Consider the following 17,713-nt stretch of genomic DNA (forward strand, 5'->3'; position numbering starts at 1 on the left):
GTGGCCCCGGACGGGTCAGTACGCGCCCTGCGGCGGGTAGCCGTAGCCCGCGACGGGGGCCGCCGGGGCGTGCGCCTCACGGTCGTAGAACGGGCGGGCGTTGGCGCGCAGCCACATCGCCACCGGGTCGTACTCGTCGGACATCGCGACGGTGGAGACGGGCAGCCCCTCCGGGACGGCGGAGACCGACTGCTGCATCATCGCGCGCGCCGCGTCCACCGAGGGCGGGCTCGTGTCGTAGAGATCGAGGCCGATGGTGAGGTACGGGACGCCGAGCGCGGGCTGCACCCAGGCACGGCGCAGCGAACGGATCGCCGGGGTGTGGTGGGCGTTCTGCGTGAGCAGGGCGTAGAACTGCGGGATCTCGATGGCCGGCTCGGTGAGCCGGAGCGGGCCCGCGGGCATCCGGTCGAGGCCGGTGGCGATCCGGCGCAGGTCCAGCCAGGGGATGCCCACGCCGCCGCCCGGGGCGTGCGGGTTGAGCCAGATGCCCCAGCGGTCGGGGAAGAGTGTGCGGGCGATGTCCCGGCCGCCGACCAGCTCGTGGGCGCGGTTCCAGCCGCTCACCGAGAGCTCCTGGGCGGAGGTCACACAGGGGGCGTAGCCGAGGCCGTCGACCTCCATGTTTCCGTACTGGGCGTCGGGCGAACCCGCCTGGCCCTGCCAGAGGAGCATCCAGATCCGGCCGTTCGCGAGGGCCTGCAGCAGCGCCTCGTACGCGTCGTAGCGCCCGGGCGTCACTTGGCGCAGCATGTGCTCGACCTGCCCGGCCGCCGCGGTGCCTGACGCACTCACCTGGTCCCGCCCCTCTTCGATCCACTGTGTCGGCCCGCCGCCCCGGGCACACGGGTGCGGCATGATGCCGAGACACCAGCCATGAAACCAGCTTATGCGCCGGTCCTGACACCGACTTGACGTCATGGGTCGAAACGGTGTTCCCCGGACCGGCCCGGGACGCTCTTGTCCGGGACGCTCCTATACGGCCGCTCGCTGATAGAACGGGCGGATCCGCTCCCGCATCCAGTCGCCGACCGGGTCCTGTGCCACATCGAGCAGTACGAGATTGACCGGCCAGGGAACCTCGACCCGGCCCAGAGCGCGGCCGAGGGCGTCCATCGGGGCATTGCGCCCGGCGCCCTCCCAGGTGGAGAACTCGACGCCGATGAAGAGGACCGGGTCGCCGCCCTCGATGCTGGCCAGCGCCCGGCGGGCGGAGAGCACGACGCCGCTCTCCTCGAACTCACCGGCCGCCGCGGCGAGGAAGTCGACCGGCTCCTCCTTCCAGTCCGGCTCGTACAGCCGGACCCGGCCGCCGCTGGCCGGACCGTCCAGCGGGGTGCGCCCGGCCCGGCAGAGCTCGGCCACCGCGGGCGGCGGCAGCGGCATCCCGACCGCGCCGCCCGGGTTCACGGCTATGCCGAGCTGCGGCGGCAGTCCGCGGGCGAAGTCGCGGGCGGGCGCGACGGTGAAGGACATGTGGGTACCGACGCAGGCGAGGAACTGCTGCTCGGAGCTGAAGACGGGGACGTACGCGGCGCCCTCGATCTCCACCGTCGGCAGGTCCAGGGCCGCCGAGTCGGGTCCCCCGCCGTTGGGCAGCGGCACCCAGACCTGGCTGCGGCCGAGCACCTCGACGAGCCGCCCGCCCGCCTCCGGGCTGCCCACCGAGGCCATCAGCACTTCTTCGAGCTCATTGGCCGGCCATCCGCCCTGCGGATGGGACTGGACCTGTGCCGGAACGTCCACTGCTTCCCCTTCTCGCCCAAGCTTTCCGGCAGAAGGTTAACGCCCGGCCCCGTCGCCGCCCCGGCCCCGAGGCGCCGGCCACCGGCCACCGGCCTCAGAGGCTGTCGGGCCGCCCGTCCGCGAACGCGATCCGGCCGAGCCTTCCCGCCGCCTCCCGGTCCAGCAGCACCGCCGAGGCGCACCCGGGCGGCAGCAGGCCCGCCTCGGTCGCCCGCAGCAGCCTGGCCACCGCCCTGCGGTGCCGGGCGAAGGCGTATCCCGATACGCCGCGTCCGCGCTCGCGCTGGCCCTCCCTGGCGGTCTGCGGCGTCACGTCGAGCAGGACGAGGTGCAGGCCCCGGCCCCGGCGCCGGGCGTCACGGGCCAGCCAGCCGCGCACCCACGACTGGGTCCCGCAGTCGTGGACGACGGCGGACTCCCCGGAACGCAGCACCCGCCACAGCCCCCAGTAGTGGGCGGCGCGGACGAGCGGACGGTAGAGGGCGTAGGGGAGTAAGCGCGGCATGACCCGGGCCCAGCGGTCACGGGTGTCCTGGGAGTCGATGGCGTGCGCCGATGTCACCGCCCGCCGGATGAGCGTCGACTTGCCGCTGCCGGGCAGCCCGGAGACCACCACCACGTCACCCGCCGCGAAACGCAGGCCGCGCGGACTGCGCCCGGACCGCTCCCGCAGATCCCGCACCACGGGCGCGTGCGCGCCCGACGCGGCCCTCGCCGGGGCCCCCGCCTGTGCGGGCATCGCGCCGTGCGCGACCCCCGCGGTCGTCGCGTACCGCTGCAACGTCATCGCGCTCCCCCTGTCGGCTCACCCCACGTATGCCCCTGAAGTGTAAAGAAAAGGTAATGCGACACAACCGCCCACGCCGCTGATTTCCCACAGGGGACCGGGGCCCCACTCCGGCCCGATGCGTGCGATGATGACCCGGCCAACTGCATAAAGGCCGCTTGAATCCGCGCGGGAGAGCTCCGGTCACTTCCCGTGCCGGGCGCCGAAGGAGCAAGTTCCTCCCTTGAATCTCTCAGGCCCCGTACCGCGTGGATGAGGCAGATCTGAAAAGCGGGCCGCTTCGCGGCTCCACCCAAGGTGCAAGCCGAACCCCTCCAGGGGCTCTCGGCGAACCTCTCAGGTTCCGATGACAGATGGGGAGGGATCGTCCTCGTCGTCATGCCCTGGGAGTCATATCCATGAGCACCGCCCCCCGCCTCACCGCCCTCGATGCCCTGCACCGTTCGCTGGGCGCGACCATGACCGACTTCGCGGGCTGGGACATGCCGCTGCGGTACGCCAGCGAGCGCGACGAGCACAACGCGGTGCGTACGAAGGCCGGTCTCTTCGACCTGTCGCACATGGGTGAGATCACCGTCACCGGCCCCGAGGCCGCGGCCTTCCTGAACTTCGCGCTGGTCGGCAACATCGGCACCGTCGCCGTGGGCCGGGCCCGCTACACGATGATCTGCGCCGAGGACGGCGGCATCCTGGACGACCTGATCGTCTACCGGCTGGGCGAGACCGAGTACATGGTCGTCGCCAACGCGGGCAACGCCCAGATCGTGCTGGACGCGCTGACGGCCCGCGCCGAGGGCTTCGACGCCGAGGTGCGCGACGACCGCGACGCGTACGCGCTGCTCGCCGTCCAGGGCCCGGAGTCCCCCGCCATCCTGGCCTCCGTCACCGACGCCGACCTGGACGGCCTGAAGTACTACGCCGGTCTGCCCGGCACGGTCGCCGGTGTCCCCGCGCTGATCGCCCGCACCGGCTACACCGGCGAGGACGGCTTCGAGCTGTTCGTCGCCCCCGCCCACGCCGAGCAGCTGTGGAAGGCGCTGACCGAGGCGGGCGCCTCCCGCGGCCTGATCCCGTGCGGGCTCTCCTGCCGCGACACGCTGCGCCTGGAGGCGGGCATGCCGCTGTACGGGCACGAGCTGACCACGGAGCTCACCCCGTTCGACGCCGGTCTCGGCCGGGTCGTGAAGTTCGAGAAGGAGGGCGACTTCGTCGGCCGCAAGGCCCTCGAAGCCGCCGCCGAGCGCGCCGAGACCGCCCCGCCGCGCAAGCTCGTCGGGCTCGTCGCCGAGGGCCGCCGGGTGCCGCGCGCCGGTTTTTCCGTGGTCGCCGGCGGCCAGGTCATCGGCGAGGTCACCTCGGGCGCCCCCTCGCCCACCCTGGGCAGGCCGATCGCCATGGCGTACGTCGACGCCGCGCACGCCACGCCCGGCGCCGAGGGCGTCGCAGTGGACATCCGGGGCAGCCACGAGCCGTACGAGGTCGTGGCGCTGCCGTTCTACAAGCGCCAGAAGTGACGTCGTCGCTCCCGCAGAAGTGACGCAGTCGCGTCTCACACCGTAAGACCACCGTTCATCAGCACTCCCCCGCGTACAGGAGAATTCAGGTCATGAGCAACCCCCAGCAGCTGCGTTACAGCAAGGAGCACGAGTGGCTGTCGGCCGTCGAGGACGGTGTGGCCACGATCGGTATCACCGAGTACGCGGCCAACGCGCTCGGCGATGTCGTCTACGCCCAGCTCCCCGCGGTCGGTGACACGGTGACCGCGGGCGAGACCTGCGGTGAGCTGGAGTCGACCAAGTCGGTCAGCGATCTGTACTCCCCGGTGACCGGCGAGGTCACCGAGGCGAACCAGGACGTCGTGGACGACCCGTCGCTGGTGAATTCCGCTCCCTTCGAAGGCGGCTGGCTGTTCAAGGTGCGCGTCGCGGAGGAGCCGGAGGACCTGCTCTCCGCCGACGAGTACACCGAGTTCTCCGGCAACTAAAGACCCAAAGGGACCACCTGATGTCGCTTCTCAACTCCTCCCTCCACGAGCTGGACCCGGACGTCGCCGCCGCTGTCGACGCCGAGCTCCACCGTCAGCAGTCCACCCTCGAAATGATCGCCTCGGAGAACTTTGCTCCGGTCGCGGTCATGGAGGCCCAGGGCTCCGTCCTCACCAACAAGTACGCCGAGGGCTACCCCGGCCGCCGCTACTACGGCGGCTGCGAGCACGTCGACGTCGTCGAGCAGATCGCCATCGACCGCATCAAGGCGCTGTTCGGCGCCGAGGCCGCGAACGTCCAGCCACACTCCGGTGCGCAGGCCAACGCCGCCGCGATGTTCGCGCTGCTCAAGCCGGGCGACACGATCATGGGCCTGAGCCTGGCCCACGGCGGTCACCTGACCCACGGCATGAAGATCAACTTCTCCGGCAAGCTCTACAACGTGGTCCCGTACCACGTCGACGAGACCGGCGTCGTGGACATGGCCGAGGTCGAGCGCCTGGCCAAGGAGTCCAAGCCGAAGCTGATCGTCGCCGGCTGGTCCGCGTACCCGCGCCAGCTGGACTTCGCCGCCTTCCGCCGCATCGCGGACGAGGTCGGCGCGTACCTGATGGTCGACATGGCGCACTTCGCCGGCCTGGTGGCCGCGGGGCTGCACCCCAACCCGGTGCCGCACGCCCACGTCGTCACGACCACCACGCACAAGACCCTCGGCGGTCCGCGCGGTGGCGTCATCCTGTCGACGCAGGAGCTCGCCAAGAAGATCAACTCCGCGGTCTTCCCCGGCCAGCAGGGCGGCCCGCTCGAGCACGTGATCGCTGCCAAGGCGGTCTCGTTCAAGGTCGCGGCGACCGAGGAGTTCAAGGAGCGCCAGCAGCGCACCCTGGACGGCGCCCGCATCCTCGCCGAGCGCCTGGTCCAGCCGGACGTCACCGAGGTGGGTGTCTCCGTGCTGTCCGGCGGTACGGACGTCCACCTGGTCCTCGTCGACCTGCGCAACTCCGAGCTGGACGGTCAGCAGGCCGAGGACCGGCTCCACGAGCTGGGCATCACGGTCAACCGGAACGCCATCCCGAACGACCCGCGGCCGCCGATGGTCACCTCGGGTCTGCGGATCGGTACGCCGGCCCTGGCGACCCGTGGCTTCCAGGCCGAGGACTTCACCGAGGTCGCGGAGATCATCGCCGCCGCCCTCAAGCCGTCCTACGACGCGGACGCCCTGAAGGCCCGCGTCATCGCGCTGGCCGAGAAGTTCCCGCTGTACCCCGGCCTGAAGTAGTCCGGACAGGTTCTCGTAACACGTTGGGGCGGGGCACCGCGCACACTGAACTGTGAGCGCGGTGCCCCGTCCCATGCCCCGCCCCCTGGGCCGCCCGGCCCGCACCGCACCACCCGGCAGACGACGATGTCTACCAACCCCTGAGGAGTCACCGTGGCCATCTCGGTCTTCGACCTGTTCTCGATCGGCATCGGCCCGTCCAGCTCCCATACGGTCGGCCCGATGCGCGCCGCCCGGATGTTCGCGCGCCGGCTGAAGAACGAGGGCCTGATCGCCCACACCGCCTCGATACGCGCCGAGCTGTACGGATCGCTCGGCGCGACGGGTCACGGCCACGGCACTCCCAAGGCCGTCCTGCTCGGCCTGGAGGGCGAGTCGCCGCGCACCGTCGACGTGGAGTCCGCCGACGACCGGGTCGAGCAGATCCGTGCCACCGGCCGGATCAACCTCCTCGGCATGCACGAGATCGACTTCGACTTCGACGAGCAGCTGATCCTGCACCGCCGCAAGGCCCTCCCGTACCACGCGAACGGCATGACGGTCTTCGCCTTCGACCGCGAGGGCGAGCTGCTGCTGGAGAAGACGTACTACTCGGTCGGCGGCGGCTTCGTCGTGGACGAGGACGCGGTCGGCGAGGACCGGATCGTGCTCGACGACACCGTCCTCAAGCACCCCTTCCGCACCGGCGACGAGCTGCTGCGCCTCGCCCACGACACCGGGCTGTCCATCTCCTCGCTGATGCTGGAGAACGAGCGGGCCTGGCGCACCGAGGACGAGATCCGCTCGGGCCTGCTGGACATCTGGCGCGTCATGCAGGCCTGTGTCTCGCGCGGCATGTCCCGCGAGGGCATCCTGCCCGGCGGCCTCAAGGTCCGCCGCCGCGCCGCGAACACCGCCCGCCAGTTGCGGGCCGAGGGCGACCCGCAGGCCCACGCGATGGAGTGGATCACCCTCTACGCGATGGCGGTCAACGAGGAGAACGCGGCGGGCGGCCGGGTCGTCACCGCTCCCACCAACGGCGCCGCGGGCATCATCCCGGCCGTCCTGCACTACTACATGAACTTCGCGGCCGGCGGCGCCACCGAGGCCGAGAAGGAGGACAGCGTCGTCCGCTTCCTCCTCGCGGCCGGTGCCATCGGCATGCTCTTCAAGGAGAACGCCTCCATCTCCGGCGCCGAGGTCGGCTGCCAGGGCGAGGTCGGCTCCGCCTGCTCCATGGCCGCGGGCGCCCTCGCCGAGGTCCTGGGCGGCACCCCCGAACAGGTCGAGAACGCAGCCGAGATCGGCATGGAACACAACCTGGGCCTGACCTGCGACCCGGTCGGCGGTCTCGTCCAGATCCCGTGCATCGAGCGCAACGGCATGGCGGCGGTCAAGGCGGTCACGGCGGCGAAGATGGCGCTGCGCGGCGACGGCAGCCACAAGGTCTCCCTCGACAAGGTCATCAAGACCATGAAGGAGACGGGCGCGGACATGAGCGTGAAGTACAAGGAGACGGCGCGGGGCGGGCTCGCGGTGAACATCATCGAGTGCTGAGCGGACGCCCCCTGCTCGTCCGGGGCGGAGCCGAGCGGTCCGACGTGGAGCCGGGCCGTCCGGAGTGGACCTGAGCCGTCCGGGGTGGAGCCGGGCGGCTTCACCCCGCGGACGGCTTCGGGCGTGCGGGTAGAGTGGCCCGCTGCTCGCTCGCGGGCGTCGCAGGTGACGCCCCGGCCTCCTGTGCCTCGTCGCACGCCCCGCACGACAGGTTTCCCGCTCTTGTCCTCCTCCGTACCGTCCCCGGCCGCGCGGCTGCGTGGCTTCCGCCCTTCCTGGCTGTCCCCGAAGGTGTTCCGCACCGAGCTGCTGGCCGGCCTCGTGGTCGGGCTGGCGCTGATCCCCGAGGCGATCTCCTTCTCGGTGATCGTCGGGGTGGATCCGGCGATCGGGCTGTTCACCTCGTTCACCATGGCGGTGGTCATCTCCGTCGTCGGCGGACGCCCCGCGATGATCTCCGCCGCCACCGGCGCGGTCGCCCTGGTGCTCGCGCCCCTCAACCGTCAGCACGGGTTCGGTTACCTGGTCGCCGCGGTCATCCTGGGTGGTGTCTTCCAGACGGCCCTGGGTGCGCTGGGCGTCGCGAAGCTGCTGCGGTTCGTTCCGCGCAGTGTGATGGTCGGCTTCGTCAACTCCCTCGCCATCCTGGTCTTCATGGCCCAGATCCCCGAGCTGCACGACGTGCCCCGGGCGGTCTACCCGCTGATCGCCGGCGGCCTCCTGCTGCTGGTGTTCTTCCCCAGGGTGACCAGGGCGGTCCCGGCACCGCTGGTCACCGTCGTCGTCCTCACGGTCATCACGGTCGCCGCCGGGATCGCCGTCCCGACCGTGGGCGACCGGGGTGAGTTGCCCTCCGCGCTGCCGGTGCCCGGCCTGCCCGATGTGCCGTTCACGGTGGACACGCTGACGACCGTGGCGCCCTACGCGCTCGCCATGGCGCTGGTGGGGCTGATGGAGTCCCTGATGACCGCCAAGCTGGTCGACGACATCACCGACACCCGCTCCAGCAAGACCCGCGAGTCCATCGGCCAGGGCATCGCCAACATCGTCACCGGCTTCTTCGGCGGCATGGGCGGCTGCGCCGTGATCGGCCAGACGATGATCAACGTGAAGGTGTCCGGCGCCCGCACCCGGCTGTCGACCTTCCTCGCGGGCACCTTCCTGATGGTCCTGTGCATCGCCCTCGGGCCCGTTGTCTCCCGCATTCCCATGGCCGCGCTCGTCGCCGTCATGGTGATGGTGTCCGTGGCGGCCTTCGACTGGCACTCCGTCGCGCCGAAGACGCTGAGGCGGATGCCGGCCGGGGAGACGCTCGTCATGGTCGTGACCGTGGCCTGCGTGGTCGTCACCCACAACCTGGCCGTCGGCGTCGTGGCCGGCACGGTCGTCGCCATGGTGATCTTCGCCAGGCGGGTCGCCCGCCTGGCCGACGTCACGACGGCCGTCGACCCCGGGGGCGACCGGATCGTCTACTCCGTGACCGGCGAACTCTTCTTCGCCTCCGCCAACGACCTGGTCACCCGGTTCGATTACGTCGCCGACCCCGGCCGGGTCGTCATCGACCTGTCCGCCGCCCACATCTGGGACGCCTCCTCGGTCGCCGCTCTGGACGCCATCACAGCGAAGTACGAGCAGCGCGGCAAGACCGTCGAGATCATCGGCCTGAACGAGCCGAGTGCCGAGATGCACAGGGCCCTCAGCGGCGAACTCACCGGCAGCCACTGACCCCGGGTGCCACGGCGCCGGACCGGCCCCGCGGCACAACCCCGTACGAGCGCCTCAGCGCAGGTGCACCGGCAGCGATTCGATGCCGTACACGATGGAGAGCTTGCGGAAGGCGAGGTCCTGGGGCGGGACGGCGAGCCGCATCCGGGGAAACCGCCGGGCCAGGGCCGGGTAGGCCGTGCGCAGTTCCATGCGGGCCAGTTCGGCGCCGATGCAGCGGTGGATGCCGTGGCCGAAGGCGAGGTGACCGCCGCCCGCGGGAGTACGGTGCGGGTCGAAGCGCCCGTCGTCGCTGACGTACCCGGCGTCGCGGTTGGCGGCACTGAGCGAGCAGAGCACCATGTCGCCCTGCGGAATGACCACTCCGCCTATCTCTATGTCCCGGCGGGCGAACCGGGGAAAGGCGATCTGCACCGCCGAGAGATAACGCAGCACTTCCTCGACGAAGGGGGCGGTCATGGCGTCGTCATGACGTATTCGTTCCAGGACGTCCGGGTTCTGCAGCAGCACCAGGGAGCCCAGGGCGATGGTGCTGGCGGTCGTCTCGAACCCGCCGGTGAGCACGCCGTCGGCCAGACCCGCGAGTTCCTCGTCGTCGACGTTGTCGCCGTGCTCCCGCACGATCATGCCGAGCAGGCCGTCGCCCGGCTTCTCGCGCTGTGCCTTGACGACGTCCCTGAAGTACGCCAGCGACTCCGACATCGCACCGAAGGGCGCGGTCGTTCCGGCGAAGAGGTCGAAGCGGTCCATGGCGAGCTGCTGGAAGTCGTCGCGGTCCTCGTACGGCACGCCGAGCAGTTCGCAGATGGTGAGGGAGGGGATCGGCAGCGCGAACTCCTGCACCATGTCGACCGGGCCCGTGGCGGCCTCCATCGCGTCGAGGCGCTCCTCGACGATGGCGTCGATCCTGGGACCCAGCCGCCGCAGCCGGCGCATCGTGAACTCCGGGGTCAGGATGCGGCGCAGGCGGGTGTGGACCGGCGGATCGTTGAAACCGAGCCCGCCGGGGCTCTGTTCGGCGGCCACTCCGGCGTTCGTCGCGAGGTGGGCGAAGTCGGTGCTGAATCCGTCGGCCGAGCCGAGGACGGCCTTCGACTCCTCGTAACCGCTGACCACCCAGGCGTCCATGCCGAACGGCAACGAGACCTTGTGCACCGGCCGCTTCGCCCGGGTCCTGGCCAGCTTGTCCACCGGGTCGAGGCCGTCCCTGCGCAGCATCATCAGCAGGTCGTCGGGCAGCAGCCGGACCGTGGATGACCCGATCCCGTACTTCTGGATCCTGGACAGGTAACTGCGCCCGATCCGGGCGGTGATACGAGAGCGGAACGTCGTAGTCAATCTGCACTCCATGAGTCGTCGCGCGGTCCGCACACACACGGTGCGGACGTGAAACAGCTGTGCAGCAGGCGCGGATGTGGATCGTGGCCGGCGGCGACACGGCTTGTGCCAAACGGCATTCTGTCTCAGAGCGTGAGCAAGCGGCGCCCCCACGGCATCGGATCCGCCCTGCGGGGCCCGAGGAGCGGCGACTGTGATCGTGCGCACGCAGCGAAAGGACTGGACCTGAAGTGACCGACGACCGTGCCCGTGCGGTGATCGAGCGGCTGCGTGCCGTCGACTGGAGCGACGACTCCGCGGCGTACGAGCACGCGAATTCGCGTGCTCTGCTGATGCGTGAATACCTGCACCGCGCGGCTCGGTGGGCTCGGGCGTACGGCGCCGAGGAGTTGTGGCCCTTCTTCGACATCGCGGAACATGTCGCACCCGAGGTCCGGACGCCGCCCGATGTCGCCGCCGAACTGGAGGAGGTGCTCACCGGCCTGGCTCCGGCCTCGCTCAGGAAGACGTGCCGGGGCGCCGTCCGGTGGGCCGTGCTGGGGAGCGCCGGGGACCGGTCGCCCCAAGGCCTTCCGGATGATCCCTACGAGCCGCTCCTGCTCATGTACGAGCGCGGCCGGGGGTTACTTCGTCGAGGAGTTCCTCGACCTCAACGGCGCGATGCTGCGGCTCGGAACGGTGGAGAGCAACCTCTCCGCCCGCCCCTTCCGCACGCTCGCCCCCGCGATTCTGGACGCCCTGGACGCCGAGGACCAGGAGGACTGAAACGCCGGGATCGAGGCCGCCACCCGAAGTCGTGCGCGCGGAGTGAAGATCGGCCGGAGATCCTCGGGAGTCCCGTCGCACCGGGAGGGTTCCCGCCGTCCGCGCTCCGGTCAAGTGCTCCTTTCCCGCACCTCATTGCCTGTGCCGGTTATTCGATGGCCATGTCACAGCTTGTCCACAGGACCGAGGCCCTCGATTGCTTCAGCTTCCCTGAGTTGATAGGGATGTTCAGCACATTTGTTTGCTCAGGCTCGACAGGGGTACTCAATGAAGTTCGACATGGGGGCGCAGGTTCTGACGAACCTGTCGTCGAAGTCGCGTGGGTCGAGTGATGATCTGGGCACGCTGATTCGCCAGCTGGTTCAGGCGGCGGCACCGTTGGAGGGGAAGTTCCACGGTGCGGGGCGTGTGGCGTTCGATTCGTTCAAGAATCGTTCGGACGAGATCACGGCGGCGCTGAACGGTTCGCTTTCGGCTCTCCTCGGCGGTCAGTCGGGGATGGAGCAGGCGTTCGGTTCGGGTGACCAGGAGCAGGGTGACAACGCGCGGCAGCAGATGTCCGCGGCGAATTTCGATGCGGCGCGCTTCGGCGGCCGGTGACATACGGGGGTTGGGTTTCTGATGGCTGGTGACAGTGACCGTCGTGCATACGACACGGGTGCGTCCTCGGACGCGCAGGGCAACATCCAGGTGGTGATCGCGCGGCTGGAGGAAGTGATCGCGGCGCGGGACGGCCAGGTCAAGGCGGCGATGGCGGACTTCGCGGCCGACGGTGTGGCGGACGAGTACCACGGCAAGGAACTGCGGTGGAACCGTTCTTCGCAGGAGGTCAAGAACATCATCCAGCTGCTGAAGACGACGCTGGAGCAGAACGACGGCACCGCGCAGCACACGATCACGCGCGCGAAGGCAGCGGTCGACAACATCGGCTGACTCGGCCGAATGCCTGCCTGGGGGCGGGTTCGGGTCGGTTCGGTAACGGGGAGCATGAGGTAGGGCATGACCGGCTGGGATCTGAAGCCGCAGGGCATTCAGGGTGTGCTGAAGACGACGGGCGAGGTCGCGTCGAAGATCCAGACGCACGCGACGTCGTACGGGGATCACCTGTCGTCGGCGGCGTCGAGTGCGGGGACGATCACCGCCGAGGGAGGCGGTGACGGTGGCGGTGGCGGCAAGGACGGGGAGCAGGCCGTAGGCGGTCTGGTCGCGCTGGCGTTGTCGCAGTTCGCCGAGCACACCACCCCTGATCTGAAGTTCATCGCGGCGCGGGCTGGAAAGTCCCTGACCGGTGCGGTGGATGCCACGACCGCGTATCTGAACGGTGACCTGGACATGGCCGCCGAGGCGCAGCGCAAGGCGCTCGGTGCGGTGGACCTGGATCCGAAGAAGCCGGGGGTGCAGTCGCGGTGATCGAGCCCGAGGCCATTCCGCAGTACACAGGTGATCTGGGTCAGCTGGAGAAGGACCACGCGAGTCTGACGAAGGACGCGGGTCATATCCGGGACACGGGTTCCTCCGTCCACACCCATTTCCAGGCGCTGTCCGCCTATTACAAGGCGCCCGAGGCGGAGCAGCTGTTCGCGTCGACGAAGCCGGTGCAGGACCGGGCGGACGGTTTCGCGGACGATCTGGAGAAGGTCGCTTCGTCGTTGTCGGACTATGCGACGGAGATCCGTCCGCTGGTCACGAAGCTCGCGCAGCTCAAGACGGACGCGACGACGTTCGTGAACGAGAACAAGGACGACGACGAGTGGGAGTACGACGGGGACAAGGTCGAGGAGCACAACAAGCTCCGCGATGACATCACCGCGACGGTCGCCGCGTTCTGGGCCGCCGAGCGGACCTGCCACAACAAGATCACCGCCCTGTTCGGCGGGACGCAGATGGTCGCGGGGGACGGGTCCGAGCGCAAGGACCAGTACGGGTTCAACGCGGACGACCTGAAGAACGCGAAGCTTCCCTGGGGCGACCCGGTCGAGGAGAAGCACCACTGGTACGAGGTCGGCCACTGGGTCAAGTCGTTCGTGTGGGACGGGCTGATCGTCGACGGGATCTGGGGCACCATCAAGGGCCTTGGCACCCTCGTCGGGTTCGGTGGCTGGGACGCGATGGGGCAGGCCTGGAAGGGCCTGGCCCAGCTCGCGACCGGTCTCGTCATCAGCGCCGTCCCCGGCGCCGGAGCGCTGTTCTGGACCCTGCCCGACGACAAGCTCCCCTCCTGGCTGCGTGACTCGCGGACCGCGATGAAGGAGACCGGCAAGGCCCTCGTGGCGTGGGACGAGTGGGGCAAGAACCCGGGCCGGGCGGCCGGCGCGGTCACGTTCAACGTCCTGACGACCGTGTTCACCGGAGGCGCCGGCGGCGCCGCCGCGGGAGCGGGCAAGGCCGGGGCCGTCGCGAAGGTGCTGTCCGTCGCGGGCAAGGCCGGCAAGGTCATCGACCCGATGACCTACATCGCCAAGGGCGCCGGTGCGGGCCTCTCCAAGATCGGCGACATCACCAAGGGCCTCAAGGGCATCGGCAACATCGAGATCCCCAAGTTGCCCGACGGCGCGATCACCCTGCCCGAGGGCTCCCTCAAACTCCCCGACGGCACCTTCCACCTCCCCGAGGGGGCGGCGATCCCCGAGGGCGGCGTCAAACTGCCGGACGGCAACGTCAAGTTCCCCGACGACGTCCCCCTCCTGCCCGAGAACGCCACCAAGCTCCCCACCCACACCGACGTACCCGTCCAGTACTTCGACCACGACGGGAACCTCCTCGACGAGAACGGCGGCATCGTCCAGCACGCCGACGACGCCCCCAAGGAGGGCTCCCCCACCACTCCCCACACCGACACCGGCGCCCCGCACGCCGACACCCCGGTCAGGGAACCGGTCCTGGCCGGTGTGGGCGCCCACACCGCCGATGTCTCGGCCCATGTCGGCGACAACGCCATCCACCTCGGCAGCGACCTCGGGGACACCGGCCGCCTCGCCGACGACCTTCCCGCCACCCACACCGGCGGCAGTCTCCCCGGCGGCCACGCGGGCGACCACCTGCCCGGCGGTCACGCGAACGACCTCGGCCACGGCCCTTCCGCCGGCCACGAACCGCCCACGGGCGGACACCACGGCGACGGTCACGGCAACGACGGTCACGGCGGCGGGCACGAGGACCCGGTCGGCGGCGGGCACGACGGTTCCGGAGGCCCTGGCCACGACGGGCCGTCCACCGGTGGCGACCACGTGCCGGACGGTTCGGGACCGGATGTTCCGGGTCCCCCTCATGGCGGCGACGGCGGAGTGCCCGGCGGGATCGCCCCCGACGGTCCCCGCGGCAACCTGCCCGACGGTTCCTGGGCGGGCGAGAACGGCCTGCGCCTGGACCGGGAGGCGAACGCGGCGGCCGACGACTTCATGCGCAGGTCCACCGAGGCGGAGCCGCGCATCACCGAGTCGATGCAGGGCATCGCGGGCAAGGTCGACAACGGCAAGCTGATCGGCCTGGAGTACCGCCTCAAGGGCGAGGACTCCCTCAAGCGCAAGCTCGCCACGGACATGCTCGAAGACGTCGGTGTGGACCCCGCGCGGGCCCTCGGCGACATCAAGGACTCCATCCGCTACACGATGGAGGTCCCCAGCAACGGCTACACCCACGGTGTGCAGCAGGCGATCGACGACCTCCAGGCCAAGGGCTTCGAGAACGTCACGTTCAAGAACACCTGGGACTCCGCCGGCTACAAGGGCATCAACTCGACCTGGCGCGATCCGCTCAGCGGTCAGACCTTCGAGCTGCAGTTCCACACCGCGGACAGCTTCACGGCCAAGATGGACGGCCACGTCCTGTACGAGAAGGAGCGCCTGCCCGGCGTCTCCCCGGACGAACTGGCCGCGATCAAGGCCGAGCAGGCGGAGCTCTTCGGCAAGGTGCCGGTGCCGCACGGGGCGGGTGACATCACCATCGGCGGGCGCGGCGTGGACGACGTCGTGTCCACCGCCGGCAAGGACATGGACTCGGCCGTCCACGGTGCCGGATCGGCGGCGGACGATGTCGGACGCCTGGGCGACGACGCCACGCACCTCGGGGACGACGCGGCACACCTCGGCGACGACGCCACGCACCTCGGGGACGACGCGGCCGACGGCGCCGACGACGCCTCGGACGGCACGCGGGCCGACGAAGGTGACGGCGGCCCGTACACCGACGGCCCGCGCGGCGGCTGGAGCGGCGCCGGCTGGGTCGAGAAGCCCGATCCGATCCACGACCCGGACTCCGTGGTCGCGGCGGAGATGTACGAGAACATCAGGGCGACGGACAACAAGGTCGAGCTTCCGGCGATCTCCCGGCACACCGGTGTGGACGAGTCCGTGCTCCGCCAGGTCAAGAGCCATCTCTTCCGGTCGCAGCACGAAGTGGCCATCGCTCCCGACACGTTCAAGAAGGGCCTCTTCACCCCGCGCATCGACATCGGCGAGATGTGGTTCGCCGCGCGTGAGGGGAAGCTCGGCGAAGAGGGCGTGCAGCAGTTCAAGCACCTCATGGCCCACGAGTACGTCGAGAGCCGTCTCATGAAGTCCGGCCTGCCCTACATCCGCGAATACGACCACCTGTGGGAGCTCGATCCCTCCGACGGGAAGTACTACCGCCCGAAATTCCCCCAGGACATCGCGGACGCGGGCGCCCATGACCTCGCGCCGAACGACAAGATCGGCGGGTTCCGGCACTGGCGGTCCCTGGGGATGGAACCGCCGAAGGTCCAGCTCGCCGATGATTTGTCCAATGTCGACGACGTGGTGAAGGCTATTCATCAGGAGCTGCACCTGAAGGGATTTGATCTGAAGTGAGTACTGAGCTGCCACGCGCGGTCCTGGAGCGGTTGCGCGCAGTCGACTGGTACGGCGACTGGGACATGGCCAGCAGTCACTCGCGTTCCCGCGCCCTGTTGATGCGGGAGTACATGCGTCGCGCGGCGCTGTGGGCTCAGGCGTACGGCGCCGAGGAACAGTGGCCCTTCTTCGACGTCACCGAGTTCGTCGACCCGGCGTTCCGGCTGGACCCGGAGATCGAGTCCGAGCTGGAGGACTACGTGGCGCACAACGTCGGCACGCCGTCCACGGCAAGGACGTGCCGAGGTGCCGTGCGCTGGGCCGCGCTGCGGGAGCGGGGCGGGATCGATCTTCCGGACCTCCCGGACCCGTACGAGCCGTTGCTGCTCATGTACGGGCGAGGCGGCGGCTACTCGATCGAGGAGTTCATCGACCTGTACGGAGTGATGATCCCGTACGGGAACTTCGACTCCAATCTCAACGCCGAGCCGTTCCTCGCGCTGGCCCCGAGCACCCTCGACACCCTCGATGCCGGAGCGGCCGGCAGGATCTCGTACTTCGCGAAGATCAGTGAGGGATATCCGCGCAGCAGCCCACGTGGCATCCTGCGGCGGCGTCTCGTCGGCCGGGAGGCACAGACGCACGACGAGGCCTTCACCCGTAATCTTCGCTGGGAGCCGACGGAGTACCTCAGGCTCTACGAACTCGGGCACAACGACATCGACCACGTGCAGATCTCCGAGCGGGAAGCCGCCGCTTTCATCGAATCGACGACGAAGAAGCTCACCGGTTCCCGATGAGCCGACGGCCGGGCGGTCCTGGGCAGGAATGAGTGATGGTGAACCGGGTTGACGCACCGCGTTACCGCGACACGACCGACAGGCCGGTCCACCACCTCACCGTCGCCAACTCCCGCGGCGAGGCGATGGGCTACCTGTGGGCCGACGACGAGGACGACTCGGCCGGATGGTGCCTGCGGCCCGCCGGCGACCGGCACGGGTTCAGCGAAGGGCTCGATTGGTCCGCGAAGCTCGGCGCCGCCAAGGCGCGCGGGCTCGCGCCCACGGCGGCGCTCGCCGAGCTGGCCCGCGGTTCGGACCCCAGGTGCGTCAGCCATGTCGTGCCGGGCTCCCTGGCCACGGCCCCGTCCCTGGACGCCCTGAAGGAGCTGGCCCAGGCCGTCACCGAGGCCGACGACCGGCGGCTGCTGGCCCAGCTCGACCGCGGGAACACCGACGCGTGGCGTGAGTTGAGCCAGGCGCTCGCCGCGCTCACGGACGAGGACCGCGATGTGCGGTGGACCGAGGGCGGACGGCAGCCCGACGGCACCTGGCGGATGAGCTATCCGATCCACGGCGAGCGGCTCGACCGCCTGGTGCGCGCGCTGCCCGCCGTCGGCGCGGTGACGCCCGCGTACCTGTGGCGGGACAACCCGCCGCCGGCCGTGCCCGCCGACGGACGGATGGCCCCGGCCGACGCGGTGCGCGCGGCCACGGCCGTGGTGCGCGGCGAACGGTTCTGCGACGGGACGATCGCCGAGGCGGCGCGGAACGGGCTTCTCGACGCCGTGGCCCGGTCGTTGTGTGTCTGGTACGAGACCGAAGTCGGCGGCCCGCACGGCGTTCCCTGACGAATAGGACCGACCGGTCTGCGGAATACCGGTTCGCCCGTGCCCGCACCTGGTGCGGCCTGTGCTGTACTGCCCGCTCGCCCATGCCCTATGTTGCACGGGTGAATTAGGGAA

16 protein-coding genes and 1 riboswitch are annotated in these 17,713 nt (G+C 70.1%); of the genes, 12 read left to right on the forward strand and 4 right to left on the reverse strand.

Annotated elements, in window-relative coordinates; all coding sequences use genetic code 11:
- Window positions 1-15: 15 nt before the first annotated feature.
- The 3 genes from OG842_RS11835 to OG842_RS11845 all read right to left on the reverse strand — a co-directional run bounded on the left by OG842_RS11835 (window position 16) and on the right by OG842_RS11845 (window position 2,533).
- The gene (locus OG842_RS11835; protein WP_266729568.1) at window positions 16-795 is read right to left on the reverse strand and encodes an enhanced serine sensitivity protein SseB C-terminal domain-containing protein; all 780 of its coding nucleotides are present in this window, start codon (window positions 793-795) and stop codon (window positions 16-18) included.
- A gap of 180 nt (window positions 796-975) precedes the next feature.
- Entirely contained in the window at window positions 976-1,746 is a 771-nt protein-coding gene (locus tag OG842_RS11840; protein WP_266729569.1) for an enhanced serine sensitivity protein SseB, read from the reverse strand.
- Between the two features lie 94 nt (window positions 1,747-1,840).
- Window positions 1,841-2,533 carry an AAA family ATPase gene (locus OG842_RS11845; protein ID WP_266729570.1) on the reverse strand — a complete coding sequence of 231 codons (693 nt, stop codon included), beginning with the start codon at window positions 2,531-2,533 and terminating at the stop codon, window positions 1,841-1,843.
- A 159-nt stretch (window positions 2,534-2,692) separates the two neighbouring features.
- Window positions 2,693-2,790: riboswitch (glycine riboswitch) on the forward strand.
- Window positions 2,791-2,931: 141 nt separating this feature from the next.
- Here OG842_RS11845 and gcvT point away from each other — a divergent pair.
- From gcvT to OG842_RS11870, 5 genes are all read left to right on the forward strand, one after another.
- A complete protein-coding gene (gene gcvT, locus OG842_RS11850; RefSeq protein WP_266729571.1) occupies window positions 2,932-4,047 on the forward strand; it encodes a glycine cleavage system aminomethyltransferase GcvT in 1,116 nt (371 codons plus the stop codon).
- Between the two features lie 92 nt (window positions 4,048-4,139).
- Entirely contained in the window at window positions 4,140-4,517 is a 378-nt protein-coding gene (gene gcvH / locus OG842_RS11855) for a glycine cleavage system protein GcvH (RefSeq protein ID WP_266729572.1), read from the forward strand.
- Between the two features lie 20 nt (window positions 4,518-4,537).
- Complete coding sequence (gene glyA / locus OG842_RS11860) at window positions 4,538-5,797, forward strand: serine hydroxymethyltransferase (protein ID WP_266729573.1); 1,260 nt, start codon at window positions 4,538-4,540, stop codon at window positions 5,795-5,797.
- Between the two features lie 153 nt (window positions 5,798-5,950).
- On the forward strand, window positions 5,951-7,333 hold the full coding sequence (locus OG842_RS11865; RefSeq protein ID WP_266729574.1) for an L-serine ammonia-lyase: 1,383 nt from the start codon (window positions 5,951-5,953) through the stop codon (window positions 7,331-7,333).
- Window positions 7,334-7,555: 222 nt separating this feature from the next.
- Window positions 7,556-9,058 carry a SulP family inorganic anion transporter gene (locus OG842_RS11870; RefSeq protein WP_328512199.1) on the forward strand — a complete coding sequence of 501 codons (1,503 nt, stop codon included), beginning with the start codon at window positions 7,556-7,558 and terminating at the stop codon, window positions 9,056-9,058.
- Between the two features lie 54 nt (window positions 9,059-9,112).
- Here the strand turns inward: OG842_RS11870 and OG842_RS11875 are convergent, their stop codons facing one another.
- On the reverse strand, window positions 9,113-10,408 hold the full coding sequence (locus OG842_RS11875; protein ID WP_443063976.1) for a cytochrome P450: 1,296 nt from the start codon (window positions 10,406-10,408) through the stop codon (window positions 9,113-9,115).
- A gap of 564 nt (window positions 10,409-10,972) precedes the next feature.
- Between OG842_RS11875 and OG842_RS11880 the strand changes: the two genes are divergently transcribed.
- From OG842_RS11880 to OG842_RS11910, 7 genes are all read left to right on the forward strand, one after another.
- Window positions 10,973-11,161 carry a hypothetical protein gene (locus tag OG842_RS11880; RefSeq protein WP_328512201.1) on the forward strand — a complete coding sequence of 63 codons (189 nt, stop codon included), beginning with the start codon at window positions 10,973-10,975 and terminating at the stop codon, window positions 11,159-11,161.
- 267 nt (window positions 11,162-11,428) lie between these two features.
- Window positions 11,429-11,761, forward strand: a complete 333-nt coding sequence (locus tag OG842_RS11885; RefSeq protein WP_266729578.1) for a hypothetical protein — start codon at window positions 11,429-11,431, stop codon at window positions 11,759-11,761.
- A gap of 21 nt (window positions 11,762-11,782) precedes the next feature.
- A complete protein-coding gene (locus tag OG842_RS11890) occupies window positions 11,783-12,094 on the forward strand; it encodes a pore-forming ESAT-6 family protein (RefSeq protein ID WP_266729579.1) in 312 nt (103 codons plus the stop codon).
- 66 nt (window positions 12,095-12,160) lie between these two features.
- Window positions 12,161-12,571: a DUF6507 family protein gene (locus tag OG842_RS11895; RefSeq protein WP_266729580.1), complete on the forward strand. Its 411-nt coding sequence runs from the start codon at window positions 12,161-12,163 to the stop codon at window positions 12,569-12,571.
- A complete protein-coding gene (locus tag OG842_RS11900; protein ID WP_328512202.1) occupies window positions 12,568-15,987 on the forward strand; it encodes a hypothetical protein in 3,420 nt (1,139 codons plus the stop codon). The genes OG842_RS11895 and OG842_RS11900 overlap by 4 nt, the downstream gene beginning before the upstream one ends.
- A complete protein-coding gene (locus OG842_RS11905) occupies window positions 15,984-16,769 on the forward strand; it encodes a hypothetical protein (RefSeq protein WP_266729581.1) in 786 nt (261 codons plus the stop codon). Before OG842_RS11900 ends, OG842_RS11905 begins: the two co-directional genes overlap by 4 nt.
- 35 nt (window positions 16,770-16,804) lie before the next feature.
- Complete coding sequence (locus OG842_RS11910; protein ID WP_328512203.1) at window positions 16,805-17,599, forward strand: DUF6508 domain-containing protein; 795 nt, start codon at window positions 16,805-16,807, stop codon at window positions 17,597-17,599.
- Window positions 17,600-17,713: the final 114 nt, after the last annotated feature.

Source organism: Streptomyces sp. NBC_00376, assembly GCF_036077095.1.
GTDB lineage: Bacteria > Actinomycetota > Actinomycetes > Streptomycetales > Streptomycetaceae > Streptomyces.

What these genes read in the sequence shown, in the direction of transcription:
- OG842_RS11845 (WP_266729570.1), bottom strand. Translation starts at nt 2,533, where the DNA reads ATGACGTTGCAGCGGTACGCGACGACCGCGGGGGTCGCGCACGGCGCG.
- gcvT (WP_266729571.1), top strand. Translation starts at nt 2,932, where the DNA reads ATGAGCACCGCCCCCCGCCTCACCGCCCTCGATGCCCTGCACCGTTCG.
- gcvH (WP_266729572.1), top strand. Translation starts at nt 4,140, where the DNA reads ATGAGCAACCCCCAGCAGCTGCGTTACAGCAAGGAGCACGAGTGGCTG.
- glyA (WP_266729573.1), top strand. Translation starts at nt 4,538, where the DNA reads ATGTCGCTTCTCAACTCCTCCCTCCACGAGCTGGACCCGGACGTCGCC.
- OG842_RS11875 (WP_443063976.1), bottom strand. Translation starts at nt 10,408, where the DNA reads ATGGAGTGCAGATTGACTACGACGTTCCGCTCTCGTATCACCGCCCGG.
- OG842_RS11880 (WP_328512201.1), top strand. Translation starts at nt 10,973, where the DNA reads ATGATCCCTACGAGCCGCTCCTGCTCATGTACGAGCGCGGCCGGGGGT.
- OG842_RS11885 (WP_266729578.1), top strand. Translation starts at nt 11,429, where the DNA reads ATGAAGTTCGACATGGGGGCGCAGGTTCTGACGAACCTGTCGTCGAAG.
- OG842_RS11890 (WP_266729579.1), top strand. Translation starts at nt 11,783, where the DNA reads ATGGCTGGTGACAGTGACCGTCGTGCATACGACACGGGTGCGTCCTCG.
- OG842_RS11895 (WP_266729580.1), top strand. Translation starts at nt 12,161, where the DNA reads ATGACCGGCTGGGATCTGAAGCCGCAGGGCATTCAGGGTGTGCTGAAG.
- OG842_RS11910 (WP_328512203.1), top strand. Translation starts at nt 16,805, where the DNA reads ATGGTGAACCGGGTTGACGCACCGCGTTACCGCGACACGACCGACAGG.